Genomic DNA, 18,014 nt, shown 5'->3' on the forward strand with positions numbered 1-18,014 from the left:
TGTGCAGGAAATAAATTCATATTCCACAGCGAAAAGGGAGTTGAGCGAAGTGGCAAATCTAAGGAACGTTGTCGACAGATCAAAACGGACTCGTCCGTATCCAGATCTTGGACTTACACCAGCGGGGGTTGTGTCGACTGAAGCAGAAGACATGTCCCGCAGAAATATGCTCTTAGGTCTTGGGGCGGTTGGCGTTGCGTCAATGGGCAGCGCCCTTGGATTGATTGGATTCAAAGACGAAGCACATGCTGCAGGTACAGTTGCAAAAGGCGCCGAACATCAATGGTGCAGAATTGTCGACTTAAGAGCTTGCACCGGAGAACGTAAGTGTGTCTCGTCATGTCAAACCCGCCACGGTCTTCCCCCTGAGCAGACATGGATGCGCGTACTCTCATGGCAGGACGAAGTCGGCAAGGAATTCTTCATGCCGGTGCCCTGTCAGTTGTGCGAGAACCCACCCTGTATCGCCGTTTGTCCAGTAAGCGCCACTACTCGGACCGCCGAAGGCATAACTCTTGTCGACCAAGATAAGTGCATTGGTTCGAGAGCCTGCATGGCCGCCTGCCCCTATGAGGCTCGGTACTTCAATTGGAACAAGCCAGCAGATACAAATCGGATGCCGGCACCTTCGCCATCCACTCCGGAATTTCCTGCCAACCAGATTGGCACCGTGGGCAAGTGTGTCCTATGTGCAGATCGCATCCCCTACTCCAACGAATTGCCTTCCTGCGTTGAAGCCTGCCCCAATCACGTGCACTACATCGGGGACTTCGTAACAGATGTTGCGGTAAACGGAGTGTCAACCGTAAAACTTTCGACGTTTTTAAGCGAGAACAATGCAGTTCGATTTAGGGAGGAATTGGGCACCAATCCGCGTACCTACTACATCCTCGGAAAGGGTCAACCTCTCGGCGGCCCAATGGCGGGTGTGAAATGAGAACAATGGAAAGTGCAGATCAATTGATGCAGCCAAGCGCGCAAGAGGCCTCTTTGCGGCCATTTAAGAAGGCCAGTATGAAGTTCTGGATTGCCATCGGCTTACTTAGCGCGGTGGTTGCGTTGGGAATTGTGGCGTGGATCGTGCAACTTCGTGAAGGTATGGGCGTAGCTGGATTTTCTAACCGTTCATTCTGGGCCATCGACCTCACCAACGTGGTGACAATCATCGGAGTAAGTTATGGAGGAGCAGTTATTTCAGCGATTCTATTGCTGACTGGCGCTTCGTGGCGGGCACCTCTTGCTCGCATTGCCGAAGGCATGGCCGTTGTCACGGTAATCATTGGTGCGGCTTTCGTATTTCCTCATCTTGGCCGACCAGATCGATTAATGTACATGATTCTGCAACCCAACTTTAGGTCGCCAGTATTTTGGGACTTTGTTGCAATCACGACATACATGTTTGCTTCCTTTGTCTTCTTCTTTCTTCCACTTATCCCCGATATGGCAATTTTGCGGAACAAACATCCGGAAGAACTTGGACGAGGAAGGCGCGCCCTCTACCGAATCTGCTCACAAGGCTGGATTTCGTCACCAAAACAACACCGCGTATTGCGCGGTGCGATTGGAGTCGTAGCAATCCTCATAATCCCATTGGCAGTATCAGTCCACTCAGTGCTTTCTTGGGCCTTCTCTTTAGTAAGTCGTCCCGGCTGGCACGAGAGCATCTGGGCCCCATATTTTGTTATTGCCGCACTCTATTCAGGCGTTGCTCTGGTCGTTGTCATTACTGCGGGGTTCAGGCGTGGATATCACCTCGAGGAATTCATAACTGAGAGGCATTTTGTTCGCCTTGGTTTCCTCATGGCTGCATTGGGTGCGACCTATTTGTATCTCACCTTCGCGGACATTCTTCCCGGGGCCTATGTTGGCGAGCGAGGAGTCGCTGAAGTTGTCCATGACACTCTCGTTGGTGATTATGCAATTTCGTTCTGGACTTTTATATTTGCCGGCGCCATCCTGCCCATCCTCTTAGTCGCACTTCCTCAGACCAGAAACACGGCAGGTATGGTCGTCGCGGCAACATTGATTGTGATTGCTATGTGGCTCAAACGCTTAGTGATGGTCTCGGAAACATCCCACTATGACCAACTCACCCGATCCTTTGGGCAGTATTACCAATTCACGTGGGTTTCCATTTCGATAACTTTGGCCGGAGTTGCAGCAATACCTTTAATGCTCATGTTGCTCTTTCGAGTGGTTCCAATCCTTGCAATCGATGAAATCGACACGCTTGCAGCAGAAGATTCCACTTCCCCAGCCCCCACAACTACAAAATCCCCAACGGGACGAGGAGTTGGCACGGTTGTTGGCATCTTCCTGCTCCTGATTGCGGCAGGAACAATTGGTGTTGGCAATGCAACGCCCGCGGCGGCAGACACATCTGTTCCCACCATTACAGTTACAGCAACTGCTTCGGGACCGAACATCGCACTCACAGCCACCGTGAAATATGGCGCGGATCCTGTCGTGGAAGCAGATCTAAAATTCTATGAAAGTACAACCATGTTTAAACCTGGTACCAATCTGGTCCCTATCGGAAGGACAGTCACGGATTTCAATGGGGCGGCAGAGGTGACCTATACCGCTGCGGTCAATGGTTTAAAAACAATCACGGTCATGTATTACTTTGACCCAGAGGCACCACCTGCAATTGGCACCACCCAAGTGAATGTGACTGGTGCAGTCTCACCGTATGTAGAGCCAAAGGCACAACTTCTGGCCGGTGCCGGTCGTACTTTGGTGGGCGCTCTCTTCACTCTCGTCCTCCTCTCATTCCTTATTGTGATCGCCCAAGTAGTGCGAGTACGTCGGACTATGCGAGAGAAAACACCGAGCTAACGCTCTGGCATTTCCCCAAACCTAAGATGCTTAATGCCGGCGACTCTCCTTGCTAGCATTAAGCATCTTAGGTTTGGGGGGCACTTTATGGCGATTAAAGTATTTGTCGTCGACGATCACGAACTCGTCCGGCGCGGACTGATTGACCTGATTAATGCCGAAGACGACCTCATCGTTGTGGGACAAGCGGGCACGGTCGCAAGTGCACTTAAAGAGATCAATAAGGAATTGCCCGATGTTGCCGTTCTTGATGTTCGCCTCCCCGATGGAAATGGAATCGAACTCTGCCGCGAAATTCGATCCCTTTACCCGCAGGTTCGTGTACTGATGCTGACTTCCTTCTCGGATGACGAAGCCCTGCTTGGTGCAGTCTTGGGAGGTGCCAGCGGCTTTGTTATTAAGGATATAAAGAATCTCGATCTGCTCGATGCAATTAGAAGGGTGGCAAGTGGCGAATCACTGATTGATACCTCCACAACTACCAAACTGCGCAGTCGTCTACGCGATGCGAGCAGTCCTGCCGGGGGAATCGATGATCTCACCGACCAAGAACGTAGGGTTCTGGAATTCATCGGAGAAGGACTTACCAATCGTCAGATTGCAAACTCCATGTTCCTGGCGGAGAAAACCGTAAAGAATTACGTCTCCTCATTACTCTCAAAATTGGGATTAGAACGTCGCACGCAAGCAGCTGGACTCGCTGTCCGGCTTGGACTTGGCAGACCCTAGAGTTTTCCAGTCCAAATAGCCCGGGTTCCACCACTTGGCCGTTTGTAAATTTCAAAAGTTCCATCAAAGTCCTCGGCGCGTTTGGCCAGATTAAGCAGACCGCTTCGATGCACGTTATCCGCAATTCCAATGCCGTCGTCAATGATTCGGACTTCGCATCTAGTCTTGAGAGCGCTGATCTGCACCTCAACGAGATGAGCCTTCGAGTGTTTTATAGCATTAGTGAGGAGTTCGCGTAAAACAGCAAATAGGTTCTCAGCCAGTTCACCATCAATGACCGTATCAATTGGGCCGTTGAATTCGCACGTCAAATTCATAGCGGAACTAATCCGAAGTGAATCTATCTCGGTCTGAATACGTGAACGGAGTCCGTGAGGACCATTCTGATCTTGAAGTGCAAAGACTGAATTGCGGATCTGCTGGACCGTCGCATCTAAATTATCGATTACTTCACGAAGGCGTGCGAGGTCTTTTTCGGAACACTCTGGATCCTTTGTGAGGGCCTGCAGTGAAAGGCCCGTCGCAAAAAGCCGTTGAATAACTAAGTCGTGCAGGTCGCGGGCGATACGTTCGCGCTCGGCCAGAACTATGACACGGTGCTGCGCCTCAAGCCCGCGTGCATTATCGATGGCTACTCCAGCAGCTGACGCTAAAGCACTGACCAACTGCTCATCCTCTTCGGTGAAGTCCTCTCCCCCGCGCTTCTCTGTGAGGTAAAGGCTTCCATAAATCTCATCACGGATTCGGATAGGGACACCAAGGAAAGAAATCATCGAGGGGTGACCAACCGGAAATCCACTTGAGGCGGGATGGGATCGAATCGGATTTACTCGCAGTGGCACAGGGTGAGTGAGCAAATGTCCGAGCAACCCCTTTCCTTCCGGGAAAGTAGCGATTTCATCTGCGGTCTCTTCGCTCATTCCGACATACGTGAACTCTTCCAGGCTTCCATCCGCACCCAAGGCTCCCAAAGCACCGTAGGTTGCACCCGAGAGTGCAACTGCGTTTTCAACCAAGCGGCGAAGTGATGCCTTGAGATCTTCTCCCTTGGCAATATCAATAACTGCCTCGGAGAGAGCTCCCAATCGGTTCGACCCCATGTCGGAAGTCTGCCCAATCATGGCATCAATAGCGAACTAGCAGGGCTTTTCCGCACCGCGACGTGCATAATGGAACCAGGCCATGGCGGCAGCATTTAAGGCAAATATGCCGATGCCCCAGAATAGAATCGTTGGCGCCATAATTGCGAGAAGCACACCAAAGAAGAACGGACCGAAGGCTGCAATCGCACTGACCCATCCGATCACTCCACCTGCTTGGCGAGGCTCAAAGATCATCGGCATCTGCTTGAAGGTGCTTGCGTTGCCGACTCCAGCAAAGAAGAAGATTGCCAGCATTCCCCAGAAGAAGAGATTGAAATCGGCACTACTCGTGGGTGAAACATGCATGGCGGTAAAGATCGCAGATGCACCGATTCCGACGCCCGAAAGAACCGTCAGTTTTCCACCGCCAACACGATCCGACACTGGACCGCTGAGTACTCGAGCGGCCGATCCGACGAGTGGACCGAAGAATGCGTACTTCACGGGATCGGGAGCGTTTGCAAAGGAGCCATAAAGCGAATTGATGAGTAGGCCGAATTGTGCGGCAAGCCCGGAAAAAGTTCCAAATGTCAGCATGTAAAGGCTGGTCATGAGCCACGTGTGCTTGTTGCTAAATATGTCTAGCTGGTCTTTCACTCCACGGGCTTTTACTGGAACACTCTTGAGCATTGTCCAGGCAAGAATAACTGCGATCACGACAAATGGAATCCAGAGCAATCCTGCATTTTGATACCAGGTCGACTTATCAATCCCCTTTGCTGCGTCAACGAAATGTTGAGGAGCGCCAAGTGTCGAACCTAACATCGCCGAACCGACGATAATAGGAGTCACAAACTGAACCAGACTCACTCCGAAGTTTCCGATGCCCGCCTGTACTCCCAAGGCCATTCCCTGTTTAGATTTTGGGAAAAAATATGAGGTACTTGGCATGAATCCAGAGAAGACGCCGCCCCCGAGGCCAGCTAGGAAGGCGAGAGCCAGCAACCCAACATAAGGTGTTGAAGGAGTTCGCACTGCAAAGGACCAGCCAAGTAAAGGAAGTATGAGAAGTCCAGTCGAATAAGTAACTAACCGACGTGTGCCGAAAATTGGGGGCAGGAACATCCAGAGAAGTCGAAGGCCGCCACCGGCAAGTCCGGGCATTGCTGCCAGCCAGTAAAGCTCGCCCTTACTTAGGTCGAAGCCGATGCTATTAAGCTTTGGTGCAAGGGCAGAGACAAGAAACCAACTTATAAATCCAAGGGTGAGTGCATAGGTGGTGATCCATAAAGTTCTCCACGCGATCTTGGAATCCCAGGTAGCCTCATTATTTGGATCCCAGTTTTCTAGCCATTCACTTCCGCTTTTCGCTTGCGCTGCTTTACTGGCCATGTCAGATTCCAACTTTCTCTAGAGTCACTGTATCAATTCGGCGTTCCAATTGCGGTGTTGCGCGGTTCATCATTCGGACAATCGTCAAATGCATCCACACGCTTGCCGACAGCGTGAGCAGAAAGAGCACAATGAACGTGGACTGGGGAAGCCCAGTCCACTCACGGACAGAAACGAAGAGTGGGGGAAGTATGAAGCCACCGAGTGCGCCGAGAGTTCCAACGAGGCCCCCAACTGCTCCAACGTCTTTGGGGAAGTACTCCGGAATGTGCTTATAAACTGCCGCTTTCCCAATACCCATCGAGCAACCGACAATAAATAGCAGTACAGTGAATGGCACGACTCCAAGGGAATAGGGAAGAATATTTTTCAGGCCATCTTGCGTCTGCAGGACTATGTGCCCGAAGGGCGCGGCAAGTAGTAAGAGCGCAATCAACATCGTCCCAAAAGATGCATACATGAGTCTGCGCGCACCCATTTTATCTGAGAGATGCCCGCCAAAGGGACGAAGAAGCGAGGCGGGAAATATAAAGAGCGCGGTAAGTAACGCTGCATCGTGCAGATTCAAATCGTAAACGGAAACATAGTACTTGGGCATCCACGATGCCAAGGCGACATAGGCACCGAAAACAACGACGTAGTACAAACTAAATCTCCACACCTGCACATGCTTTAAGGGTGTGAACATATCCTTCAGTGGTCGTGATACTTGTACCCGCACAGAGTCTGCGGGTGTCATAAAAACAATAGCTATAGCGGTAATGACGAGAAGAATTGAATAGAGGGCGGGAACAAAGCGCCATCCTCCAGGAATCACTCCCCCTAAATACGAAACTCCTACAGTGCTCGCGATGAGAGGTGGACCGATAAATTTAGTGGCAGACGCACCGACGTTGCCGGCTCCGAAGACACCGAGGGCAAAGCCCTGCCGATCGCGTTCAAACCAGTGAGCATTCCAAGCGATCCCGACGCTAAATAGATTTCCAGCGAATCCGACCAAGAACGCCAGGATCAGAAGCCACGTGTAATCCAGTTTCATGTGTGCCAATAGGTATGCCGGAACCGCAGTCACAAGGAGCATCACGACAGTTACTCGTTTGCCGCCGATCCGATCTGTTAAGACTCCCAGAAAAAGTCGCCAGATCGAGCCATTAAGAATTGCCACTGATGATAGCCAGGCCAGTTGAGAATCGCTGAGTCCGAACTCCTTCTGGATGGGGATTCCTAGTACGCCAAACATCAGCCAGACCGCAAACATTAAAGTAAACGCAAAGGTGGATAGCGAAAGTACTCTCGTCGATCCCTTTATTCCTTGAGACATCCGTCCTCCTTCTGGTCCCCTAAGGCGAAGACTGCCCCGTGCAACGGGCGGCAAGTAGGGTCTTTGTACCTATTTAATTCGAATGAGTGCAGGGTCACAATAGGGGCATGACGAAACCGGCTGCCCCGCGAACAGACCCAGAAGACGCCCTCATCAAGCTCGGAAGATTCTTTTCTAAGGGAGAGGTTTCAAAAGATCTTCGTAGCATTACTAAGAGTGGGGGTCGCGCAGGGGACGCTTTCTACCGCGATCGTTGGAGCCATGACAAGGTCGTTCGATCTACGCACGGCGTTAACTGCACTGGTTCGTGTTCGTGGAAGGTCTATGTAAAAGACGGAATTATCACCTGGGAAACACAGCAGACTGACTACCCATCCGTTGGCCCCGATTCTCCAGAGTATGAGCCACGCGGATGTCCACGGGGTGCGGCATTTTCCTGGTACACATATTCGCCAACACGTATTCGCTTTCCCTATATCCGAGGAGTACTTCTTGAAATGTACCGTGAAGCAAAATCACGACTTCATGATCCAGTACTTGCATGGGCCGATGTTGTCGATAATCCAGAGCACAGAATTCGTTATCACCAAGCTCGTGGAAAAGGCGGATTAGTGCGAGCAAATTGGGGAGAGATTTCGGAGATTATTGCCGCAGCACACGTGCACACAATCAAGAAGTATGGGCCGGACCGCGTATTCGGCTTCTCGCCGATTCCCGCCATGTCTATGGCATCGCATGCCGCAGGTGCACGTTTCATTTCACTCCTGGGTGGCGCAATGCTCTCCTTCTATGATTGGTATGCAGATCTGCCAGTCGCATCGCCGCAAGTGTTTGGTGATCAGACAGATGTTCCCGAATCAGCAGACTGGTTCAATGCTTCCTACCTCATGATGTGGGGATCGAATGTCCCTGTGACACGTACTCCAGATGCGCACTTCATGACCGAAGGTCGATACCGCGGTCAGAAAGTTATTGCCATCAGTCCTGATTATGCGGATAACACCAAGTTTGCGGATGAATGGGTTGCGCCTCATCCAGGCACTGACGGCGCACTCGGAATGGCGATGGGCCATGTCATTCTTAAGGAATTCTTCGTCGACAAACAGATCCCGCGCTTCCAGGATTATGTGAAGAAGTACACAGACCTGCCCTATCTCGTAACCCTGCGCGAGAAGGACGGTGCATACGTTCCAGATAAGTTCCTGGTTGCCGCAGACTTAGGTGATACATCCGAAGGTTCGAAATTCAAAACGGTCATGCTTGATTCCAATGGAAAGACTTTCGTTCCCAATGGATCACTGGGTCATCGCTACAACGACTCTTCTATGGGCAAATGGAACTTGGATCTCGAAGGTATCGATCCATCACTTTCTCTCTTCGGCACTTCGCAAGCAAGTGCAGTAGAAGTTCTGATGCCTCGTTTTGATTTGGGACAAGAAACTTCCGAAAGTGGCGGAGTACTTCGCCGCGGTGTCCCTTGCATTGAGATTGGCGATAGGAAAGTCACGACGGTTTATGACTTGATGCTCGCGCAATATGGAGTCTCTCGTGAGGGGCTTGCTGGCGAATGGCCCAGTGATTACGAAGACACCACTCCATACACACCTGCCTGGCAAGAGGAAATCACCAGCGTTCCTGCAGTGCAAGCAATTCGTATCGCGCGTGAATTTGCACAGAACGCAGTTGATTCGCAAGGGCGCTCCATGATTCTCCTCGGGGCCGGAACAAATCACTGGTTCCATTCGGACACGATGTATCGCACCTTTTTAGCACTTGTCACCCTCACGGGTTGCCAAGGTGTCAACGGCGGGGGCTGGGCCCACTACGTGGGACAAGAGAAGTGCCGTCCTGTCACAGGCTGGGCACAACTAGCATTCGGCGCAGATTGGTCACGTCCGGCGCGACAGATGATTGGTACCGCTTTCTGGTACGTCTCCACCGATCAGTGGCGCTATGACGCACTCGGGTCAGAATTATTGGCAACTCCCCTAGGCGAAGGTCGCTTCAAAGATATGAGTGCGATTGACGTCCTTGCGCAATCTGCTCGCATGGGGTGGATGCCTTCGTATCCATCACTCAATCGAAATTCCCTTGATCTGGTTGATGAAGCACGCGCAAAGGGAGTCGACCCGGCAGTTCACGTTGTCGATCAACTCAAGTCCGGCGATCTTAAATTCGCCATTGAAAATCCAGATGCACCCGAAAATTGGCCGCGCGTTCTCACGGTCTGGCGAGCAAACATCCTTGGTTCTTCCAGTAAAGGTAATGAGTACTTCCTCAAGCACTTACTCGGTACAAGCAACTCGGTACGTGCCACTGAGAACAAAGCCGAGGAGCGACCACGTGATGTCGAGTGGGTGAAGGATGCGCCGGAAGGAAAACTAGATCTCCTCGTCTCTATCGATTTTCGTATGACGAGTACCGGACTCTTTGGAGATATTTTACTTCCAGCCGCGACCTGGTATGAGAAGCATGATCTTTCGAGTACCGATATGCACCCCTTCATTCACGCGTTTACTCCCGCCATCAATCCTCCGTGGGAGACTAAAACGGATTATGAAATCTTCCAGATGCTCGGCCGCCAGGTGGCCGAACAGGCCAAGGGTCATCTGGGCGAGAGAGAAGACCTCGTCGTTGTACCGCTCATCCACGACACACCTGATGCCATGGCAAATCCCGGTGGAGTTGTACTTGACTGGCACAAAGGAGAGGTTGAGCCCATCCCGGGTGTCACAATGCCCAAGCTCGTCGTAGTCAAACGCGACTACACACTCATCGGTGAAAAGATGGGCGCGCTCGGACCGCTGATCGACCAACTCGGTACAAATACCAAAGGAGTTCCGGTCACAGTTCTGCAAGAAGTCGAACTTCTTGGTCGGACCAATGGAGTCATTTCTCACGGAGTTGCCGCCGGTCGACCATCTCTTGCGCGAGATGTCGACGCATGTGAAGCGATTTTGGCACTCTCCGGAACAACAAATGGGCGCGTAGCAGTTGCCGGATTCCGGGCGCTAGAGAAGCGAACAGGACAGAAACTCACCGATCTTGCTCTCGATAATGAGGGCAAACGCATTACCTTTGCTGATACCCAAGCCAGACCAGTCCCGGTAATCACCAGCCCAGAGTGGTCTGGATCAGAGCATGGCGGTCGTCGATACACCGCATTTGCTATTAACGTTGAGCGATTGAAACCTTGGCATACCTTGACTGGGCGACAGCATTTCTTTGTCGATCACGATTGGATGACCGAACTCGGTGAGCAATTCCCTGTCTTCCGACCGCCTCTCAATATGCACCGAATATTCGGCAATCAGGCCGATGGTGTCGAGAAAGAAGTGACCGTCAGATATCTCACTCCCCATTCCAAATGGTCCATCCACTCGGAGTACCAAGACAACCTCTTCATGCTCTCGCTCTCGAGAGGAGGGCAAGAGATCTGGATGAGTGTGGAAGATGCCGAGACAATCGGAGTGAAAGATAACGAATGGATCGAGGCATACAACCGAAACGGTGTCGTCGTTGCACGAGCCTGCGTCTCTCATCGAATGCCGGCGGGAACAGTCTTTATGTATCACGCAAAAGATCGCGTCGTTGATGTTCCTCTTGCTGAAACATCAGGTAAGCGCGGTGGTATTCACAACTCACTCACGCGATTGATGTTGAAACCAACTCACCTCATCGGTGGATATGCGCAGTTGACCTTTGCTTTCAATTATCTCGGACCTACCGGAAATCAACGCGACGAAGTCACCGTGATCCGTCGCCGATCCCAGGATGTGGAGTACTAATGAAGGTCATGGCCCAAATGGGCATGGTGATGAACCTCGATAAATGCATCGGGTGCCACACCTGCTCGGTCACATGCAAGCAGGCATGGACCAACCGCTCCGGTCTTGAGTACGCCTGGTTTAACAATGTAGAGACGCGCCCCGGTCAGGGTTATCCCCGTAGGTATGAGGATCAAGAGAAAGCAAAGGGCGGGTGGATTCGCACACGTGGCGGCCGACTCCGTCTCAAAGGCGGCAGCAAGGCCCGTCGTCTCCTCTCCATCTTCTCCAATCCACGGATGCTCAACATTAAGGATTACTACGAACCGTGGACGTATGAGTACGACAACTTGATCACCGCGCCATTGGGTGAACAAACACCGGTGGCTCGACCAAAATCACTTCTCACTGGCAAGCCAATGAAGATCGAGTGGTCTGCCAACTGGGATGACGATTTAGGTGGTGGTCCGGAAAATATTGAGAAGGATCCAATCCTGCAGAAACTCGCCGAAGATGTGACAACGAAAGTGAAACTCGCCTTCGAAGAGACTTTTATGTTCTACTTGCCACGAATCTGCGAACACTGCCTCAATCCTGCATGTGTCGCCGCATGTCCATCGGGTGCGATCTACAAGCGTGCAGAAGACGGCATCGTTCTGGTTGATCAGCAGCAGTGCAAAGGCTGGCGCATGTGCGTCTCCGCCTGTCCTTATAAGAAGATCTACTTCAACCACAAAACTGGTAAAGCCGAGAAGTGCACGATGTGCTATCCCCGCTTAGAAATTGGTTTGCCAACCGTTTGTTCTGAGACATGCGTCGGACGACTGCGCTATCTAGGACTCTTCCTCTATGACGCGGATAAGGTCTTAGATGCGGCCTCTGTTGAAAATGATCAAGATCTCTATCAAGCCCAACTCGATCTCATGCTGGATCCAAGTGATCCCGAAGTCATAGCCGCGGCGCGAGCCGAAGGTATTCCAGAGGATTGGATCAGCGCTGCGCAGAAATCACCTGTCTACAAATTAGCAAAGGTTTACAAGATCGCGCTTCCACTTCATCCTGAATATCGCACCATGCCCATGGTCTGGTACGTACCGCCTCTATCCCCCATCGTTGATGTTCTGACCGAGACTGGACACGATGGAGAAGAAGCCGGAAACCTATTTGGGGCAATCGAGGCGCTCCGTATCCCAATTGAATACTTGGCTGAATTATTCTCCGCCGGAGACGTCGATGTAGTAACTGGAACACTTCGCAAACTCTCTGCAATGCGTTCGTATATGAGAGATATCAACCTGGGACGCGAACCTCGACCTGAGATTCCCGCAGCAGTCGGTATGGACCAAGAGAGCATCTATGAAATGTACCGACTCCTCGCCATCGCAAAGTACGAGGATCGATATGTGATTCCGGCAGCACATACCGAACAAGCACGAGAGTTGGATCATCTCGGCTGTTCATTAGATGGTGTCGAGGGAGTCGAAGCAATGGGTGGCGGACCCTTTGGCCAATCATCTGGTAATCCAGTACCCGTCACCATCGAGAACTTCCAAATCATGCGAGATCGGCAGACAAAGTGAGTACTGCCAATGTTCAGATGATCGCATCAGCCCTGCTCATTTATCCTGATGAGAATTTCCAAGAAAGACGTACCGAACTTGCCAATATCTCAAAAGATATTAAAGGTCGGGCCGGCGAATCCCTCCTGAAATTCTTCGATGCAACTAGCGAGATGACTTTGGACGAAATTCAAAGACACTACGTTGAGATTTTCGATATGAGACGGCGATGCTCGCTCTTCCTTACATCATGGACACATGGTGACACTCGGAATAGAGGCATGGCTCTTCTCCATTTCAAGGAGATTTACAGAGAGGTCGGAGTCACAATGACGGATGAGGAACTCCCGGATCATCTTGCCGTGGTTCTAGAATTCGCGGCCCTGATGGACCACGAGGAAGGCAATCTCCTGCTTGGTGAGCACCGTGCCCCCATCGAATTGATTCGCGATGCGCTCCATAATGCCAACTCTTTCTACGCATCCATCCTTGATGCGGTGGTAGCCACATTGCCGGCCATGACACCTGAAATTGAAGCTCGCGCACGCGCTCTGGCTCTCAGCGGCCCACCCCAGGAATTCGTGGGACTCAGTGGCGCCGTCTCGATTGCGCTAGAACCTTTTTCGTCGAACCCAGCCCTAGTAACCGATGGAGTGCGCACATGACCTCGTTAGATATCTTGCTGTGGTCTGTTCTGCCCTATGTGGCAATCGGATCCTTTGTCATCGGTCTGGTATGGCGCTACAGATATGACAAATTCAATTGGACTACTCGCTCCTCCCAAATTTACGAAGGAAAACTCCTCACTATTGCCGGCCCACTCTTTCACCTAGGTCTTTTTGCAGTGATCGGCGGTCACATCGTCGGACTTCTTATTCCGAAGGAGTGGACTGAGGCAATCGGAGTAAGCCAGGAGACCTATCACCTCGGAGCAATCACAATGGGCGGTTTTGCTGGTGTCGCAACAGTTTTAGGTATTGCTCTTCTCATCTACCGTCGCCGCACGACGGCCACGGTCTTTGCGGCAACAACCAAAAATGACAAAACCATGTACATCTTCCTAGTAGCGACTCTCCTTGCCGGGTGCGCCGCAACGCTCTCCAGTGCGGGTGCCATCGGAGACGAACATAACTACCGCGAAACAGTTTCCCCTTGGTTTAGATCAATCTTGCTCCTCCAGCCTGATGGAACTCTCATGGCAGCAACGCCTCTCGCTTTCCGCGTTCACGCCGTCCTCGGAATGCTTCTCTTCATCATCTGGCCATTTACCCGGCTGGTGCACGCGCTGAGCGCGCCAATCGGATACATGTTCCGACCGCCGATTATTTATAGAACTAGAGATGGTCGAGGCGTTGCTGGAGCCAGCAAAGCAAAACCCGGCTGGGAAAAAGTGAAGTACTAACTTTCCTAAGTTAGAGCGCTCTTAATCTGCTCTGCGTGATCACGCGGATGCTTCGCGTAACTCTGCAACCACTTCTCGATTGTGTACTTTCCGCTCTCAGAATGTTCGCCGTACTTCTCAAGATCGGCCGAAGTCAGGCGCTTGATAATGTCCAAGGAAGCCGCTCGTACAGAGAGATAAACGGCAAAGGAGTTTTCAATCGGGAGTACTTCATAACCCAATGTCTTGTTCTCTGCCCATAGACCCTCGTCATAGCCTTGGATGGACGAGCCATTGGGTTCGGCGACCAGACGTCGTAACCGCGCATACGACTGGGCCTCACTGTCGGCAAGATGGTGAATCACTTGACGTGGTGACCAGCCATCTGCTTTGTGGCGATCCAGATCCGTGTCGGAAAGTGCCGTGACCGTATCGGCAAAATATTGGGTGGCTGCTTCGTATATTTTGGCCTGCTCTTTGATATCCATGAGGCTGAGTGTAGACGGAACGGCGATAATGCAGCAGTACAAATACTATTTCTTCAGTTCGGTATCACAGGCAGCACGAAGATCTGCTAACGGCAAATCGATTGTAGATCGCACTATCGAACTGCTCACCCGAAAGTACTCGTGCGCCAAAATATCGCGCATACCAGCAATTTCGCTCCAAGGGATTGTCGGATAAGCCTCCTTTATACGTTCATCAAAAGTCTTAACCACTTCTCCGATGACAACCAGATCGTAGAGAATGGCGTCAAAAGCCGTCTTTGCAACATCCCAGTCTTGGTTGCCTTCAGCTTCGACTAGCATTTTTTCGGCATGTTCAATTCTGGAAATACGATCCAAGATATCTTTTAACCGCGTAGATTTATCCCTTGCGCTCATAATGGAACAGCCTCAGAGAGGGCCTTCTTGAGAACCTCCTCCTTTAATACGCCAACGGGAGAAACCTCAACTCGATCCTCTAGAAGATCCGATAACTCCTCATTCAGCCGGAGGATGGGCAGCAGCCCTTTAGACAAGTCGAAATCGACAAGAAAATCTATATCGCTAGTAGCGGTGTCTTGACCTCGCACTACTGAACCAAAAAGCCGTATGTTAGAGGCTCCGGCTTTCTTCATGATCGACTTTATAGTTGTTTTGGAGAGCCTTATTTTTTGGGCCCGACTACCAGACAAATTCAATGGAGGTGTCTTCCTGACCATTACATCCAACTCATACCCTGCTGCCTTGAGAAGTCGAAGCAGCGTGGTTGTGGACGGCGATGCATTCCCATTTTCATACCTTGCAATAGCCGACTGGGAGGTGCCAGCCCGTTGCGCCAACTCGGCTTGGGTGAGGCCAGATTGTTGGCGTACGAATCCAAGAATTTGCGCACTATCAAAGGCGGACATAGATGAAGAATATACCTAAGTAGGTATAATGGCAATGAACCCAAGATTGGTAGCCCCGAAGGGATTCGAACCCTCGTAGCTGGCTTGAGAAGCCAGAGTCCTAGGCCGCTAGACGACGGGGCCCTAGTTTCCTCAAAGTTGATCGCCTTCGGCTTTCAACTTCATAGTCTTGGTAGAACTATTCAATTTTTTTCGCTGGGGTACCAGGACTCGAACCTAGACTTACTGAACCAGAATCAGCAGGGCTGCCAATTACCCCATACCCCAAAAGGCGTTCGCAAGGATACCGTAGAAATTAGAGCGCTAAAGCCGATGAAATCCGCTCTAAACAGGCCCCTTTACCCAGTAATTCCATTGATTCAAAGAGCGGTGGCGAGATGGTGCTGCCGGTTACTGCGACTCGTACAGATCCAAATGCAATACGCGGCTTGAGGCCCATACCTTCGATAAGAGAGGATCGGAGTGCGGCCTCGATGGATGAATGTGTCCACTCAGATAATGGCTTTAACTCGTCAAGGCTTCGTCGTAGGACTTCCTTTGATCCAGAGTCAGTGACCTTTGATATGGACTCCAATTCCACATGGAAATCTTTGACGAATAAAAATTTGAGCATCGCAGGAATTTCGCTGAATTTTGTAATGCGCTCTTGAATGATTGGGAGTGCGGCTTTTACGCGTGCGATCTCCTCATCGGTGCCGGTGATGACAGCGGCTTTCTTTAAGAACGGCAATGACCAATCGAGGAATTCTTCAAGAGGCAGCGCGCGGATCTTGTCGCCGTTGATTGCTTCCAGCTTTTTCATATCAAAACGCGCAGGAGAACTATTGACGCGCTCGACAGTGAAGAGTTCGGTCAACTCCTTCATCGTAATATTCTCGCGGTCCTCCCCTGGCGACCATCCAAGCAGGGCCAAGTAATTGCAGATAGCCTCAGGCAAGAATCCCGCCTCGCGATACCAGGCGATCGACACTTCACCATTGCGCTTGGATAATTTCGCATTGTCCTGTCCCATAACGAAGGGAAGATGAGCAAAGGTTGGGAATTCGTCATCCTTCAAGCCCATTGCTTGATAAACACGGATCTGACGTGGAGTGGATGAGAGAAGGTCTTCGCCACGAAGAATGTGAGTGACCTTCATTAGGACATCATCGACTGCAACCGCCAAGGTGTAGAGCGGTGAGCCATCTGCGCGCACCAGGACAAAGTCCGGTACGAACTTGTGGTCGAAGGACATTTCACCACGGATCGCATCGACGAAAGTGGTCTCTCCCTCGGGCATACGCATGCGGATGACAGGCAATCTTCCAGCAGCTCTGAAAGTCGCCATCTGATCTTCGGTGAGGTTACGACACTGTCCGTCATATCCTGGTGCAACATTTGCTGCGCGTTGCGCTTCGCGACGCGCCTCCAATTCTTCGGCCGAACAGAAGCAGTAGTACGCATCCTTCTGGTCTAAGAACTTCTGTGCCCAATGGGCGTAAATATCCAGACGCTGTGATTGCAAGTAAGGACCGTACTCGCCACCCACTTCAGGACCCTCATCCCACTGCAAGCCAAGCCAGCGAAGAGTGTCGATTGCCGCTGCTATGTACTCATCGGTGACCCGTGTGGTGTCGGTATCTTCAATGCGGAAAATAAAGGTGCCACCTGTATGACGGGCGTAGGCCCAATCAAAAAGGGCCGTGCGGATATTTCCAACGTGGAGATCGCCCGTTGGAGAGGGAGCAAACCGGACGCGTACCTTAGCCATGAGCACTCACCTTGTTTGTCAGTTCGCCCAATCCTTCAATAGATACGGTAATGACGGACTTTTCTGGCATGGGTCCAATTCCCGCTGGAGTCCCAGTCAAAATAACATCGCCGGGCAGAAGAGTCATGACCTGAGTGACGAAATTGACGATCGTGGGAATATCAAAAATCATGTCGGAGAGTTTCGCGTCCTGCATCACTTCGCCATTGAGGGTGGATGAAATCCGCTGATCGCCAGGTGTGAACTCGGTTTCGATCCATGGTCCAAGTGGGCAGAAAGTGTCAAAGCCCTTGGCGCGAGTCCACTGTCCGTCCCTCTTTTGAAGATCGCGAGCCGTCACATCGTTGGCAAGTGTGTATCCAAAAATCACATCATTTGCACGCTCTTTTGGAACGTCCTTGCAGATTCGACCGATAACGATGGCGAGTTCTGCTTCAAAATCCACTCGATCACTCATTGCTGGCCATGCGATTGTGTCGCCCGGCCCGATCACAGAAGTGTTGGGCTTGAGGAAGATGATCGGCTCCTCTGGTACTTCGCCACCCATCTCCTTGGCGTGGTCGGCATAATTCTTTCCAATACAAACAACTTTGCTTCGAGGCAGAACGGGTGCCAGCAAGCGCACCTGAGAGAGCGGCACAACCTGTCCCGTTGGCTTTGTGCCCATAAAGAGTGGATCACCCGTTATTACGGCGATAGATTCCTCGGCCAGAATGCCAAAGAGCGGGTCTTTGCCAAGTTCTAAAGAGGGGTCGGCGGCGGCAGGAGAGAAACGAACAATGCGCATTGGGCAAGGGTATCG

15 protein-coding genes and 2 tRNA genes are annotated in these 18,014 nt (G+C 51.5%); 7 read left to right on the plus strand and 10 right to left on the minus strand.

All coding sequences use genetic code 11. The features are described 5' to 3' along the window. Positions 1-49: 49 nt before the first annotated feature. The 3 genes from VMW30_07270 to VMW30_07280 all read left to right on the plus strand — a co-directional run bounded on the left by VMW30_07270 (position 50) and on the right by VMW30_07280 (position 3,567). The gene (locus VMW30_07270) at positions 50-937 is read left to right on the plus strand and encodes a 4Fe-4S dicluster domain-containing protein (protein HUW88158.1); all 888 of its coding nucleotides are present in this window, start codon (positions 50-52) and stop codon (positions 935-937) included. Beyond that, complete coding sequence (gene nrfD / locus VMW30_07275) at positions 934-2,838, plus strand: NrfD/PsrC family molybdoenzyme membrane anchor subunit (protein ID HUW88159.1); 1,905 nt, start codon at positions 934-936, stop codon at positions 2,836-2,838. The genes VMW30_07270 and nrfD overlap by 4 nt, the downstream gene beginning before the upstream one ends. Positions 2,839-2,925: 87 nt before the next feature. Continuing rightward, positions 2,926-3,567 carry a response regulator transcription factor gene (locus tag VMW30_07280; protein HUW88160.1) on the plus strand — a complete coding sequence of 214 codons (642 nt, stop codon included), beginning with the start codon at positions 2,926-2,928 and terminating at the stop codon, positions 3,565-3,567. On the opposite strand, the gene VMW30_07285 is transcribed toward VMW30_07280, so the two are convergent. From VMW30_07285 to VMW30_07295, 3 genes are read right to left on the minus strand one after another with little or no spacing between them, the layout of a single operon-like run. After that, positions 3,564-4,667: a GAF domain-containing protein gene (locus VMW30_07285; GenBank protein HUW88161.1), complete on the minus strand. Its 1,104-nt coding sequence runs from the start codon at positions 4,665-4,667 to the stop codon at positions 3,564-3,566. The two genes, VMW30_07280 and VMW30_07285, sit on opposite strands and share 4 nt — an antisense overlap. Before the next feature lie 36 nt (positions 4,668-4,703). Beyond that, a complete protein-coding gene (locus tag VMW30_07290) occupies positions 4,704-6,041 on the minus strand; it encodes an MFS transporter (protein ID HUW88162.1) in 1,338 nt (445 codons plus the stop codon). 1 nt (position 6,042) lies between these two features. Beyond that, on the minus strand, positions 6,043-7,362 hold the full coding sequence (locus VMW30_07295) for a nitrate/nitrite transporter (GenBank protein HUW88163.1): 1,320 nt from the start codon (positions 7,360-7,362) through the stop codon (positions 6,043-6,045). Positions 7,363-7,469: 107 nt separating this feature from the next. Between VMW30_07295 and VMW30_07300 the strand changes: the two genes are divergently transcribed. From VMW30_07300 to narI, 4 genes are read left to right on the plus strand one after another with little or no spacing between them, the layout of a single operon-like run. Beyond that, entirely contained in the window at positions 7,470-11,150 is a 3,681-nt protein-coding gene (locus VMW30_07300) for a nitrate reductase subunit alpha (GenBank protein HUW88164.1), read from the plus strand. Then, positions 11,150-12,709 carry a nitrate reductase subunit beta gene (narH, locus tag VMW30_07305; GenBank protein HUW88165.1) on the plus strand — a complete coding sequence of 520 codons (1,560 nt, stop codon included), beginning with the start codon at positions 11,150-11,152 and terminating at the stop codon, positions 12,707-12,709. The genes VMW30_07300 and narH overlap by 1 nt, the downstream gene beginning before the upstream one ends. Then, positions 12,706-13,353 carry a nitrate reductase molybdenum cofactor assembly chaperone gene (narJ, locus tag VMW30_07310; GenBank protein ID HUW88166.1) on the plus strand — a complete coding sequence of 216 codons (648 nt, stop codon included), beginning with the start codon at positions 12,706-12,708 and terminating at the stop codon, positions 13,351-13,353. Before narH ends, narJ begins: the two co-directional genes overlap by 4 nt. Next, positions 13,350-14,090, plus strand: coding sequence for a respiratory nitrate reductase subunit gamma (gene narI / locus VMW30_07315; GenBank protein HUW88167.1), 741 nt, complete (start codon positions 13,350-13,352; stop codon positions 14,088-14,090). Before narJ ends, narI begins: the two co-directional genes overlap by 4 nt. A 5-nt stretch (positions 14,091-14,095) precedes the next feature. On the opposite strand, the gene VMW30_07320 is transcribed toward narI, so the two are convergent. From VMW30_07320 to VMW30_07350, 7 genes are all read right to left on the minus strand, one after another. Continuing rightward, positions 14,096-14,557, minus strand: a complete 462-nt coding sequence (locus VMW30_07320; GenBank protein HUW88168.1) for a DinB family protein — start codon at positions 14,555-14,557, stop codon at positions 14,096-14,098. A 45-nt stretch (positions 14,558-14,602) separates the two neighbouring features. Then, positions 14,603-14,953 carry a HepT-like ribonuclease domain-containing protein gene (locus tag VMW30_07325; GenBank protein ID HUW88169.1) on the minus strand — a complete coding sequence of 117 codons (351 nt, stop codon included), beginning with the start codon at positions 14,951-14,953 and terminating at the stop codon, positions 14,603-14,605. Further along, a complete protein-coding gene (locus VMW30_07330; protein ID HUW88170.1) occupies positions 14,950-15,462 on the minus strand; it encodes a helix-turn-helix domain-containing protein in 513 nt (170 codons plus the stop codon). The genes VMW30_07325 and VMW30_07330 overlap by 4 nt, the downstream gene beginning before the upstream one ends. Before the next feature lie 47 nt (positions 15,463-15,509). Further along, positions 15,510-15,585 (minus strand) — tRNA-Glu (locus tag VMW30_07335). A gap of 72 nt (positions 15,586-15,657) precedes the next feature. Further along, positions 15,658-15,729 (minus strand) — tRNA-Gln (locus VMW30_07340). Between the two features lie 28 nt (positions 15,730-15,757). Then, positions 15,758-17,212: a glutamate--tRNA ligase gene (gltX, locus tag VMW30_07345; protein HUW88171.1), complete on the minus strand. Its 1,455-nt coding sequence runs from the start codon at positions 17,210-17,212 to the stop codon at positions 15,758-15,760. Further along, positions 17,205-17,999 (minus strand): fumarylacetoacetate hydrolase family protein, encoded by a 795-nt coding sequence (locus VMW30_07350; GenBank protein HUW88172.1) that lies wholly within the window; start codon positions 17,997-17,999, stop codon positions 17,205-17,207. The genes gltX and VMW30_07350 overlap by 8 nt, the downstream gene beginning before the upstream one ends. Between the last annotated feature and the right edge of the window lie 15 nt (positions 18,000-18,014).

Source organism: Candidatus Paceibacterota bacterium, assembly GCA_035530615.1.
Taxonomy (GTDB): domain Bacteria; phylum Actinomycetota; class Actinomycetes; order Nanopelagicales; family Nanopelagicaceae; genus QYPT01.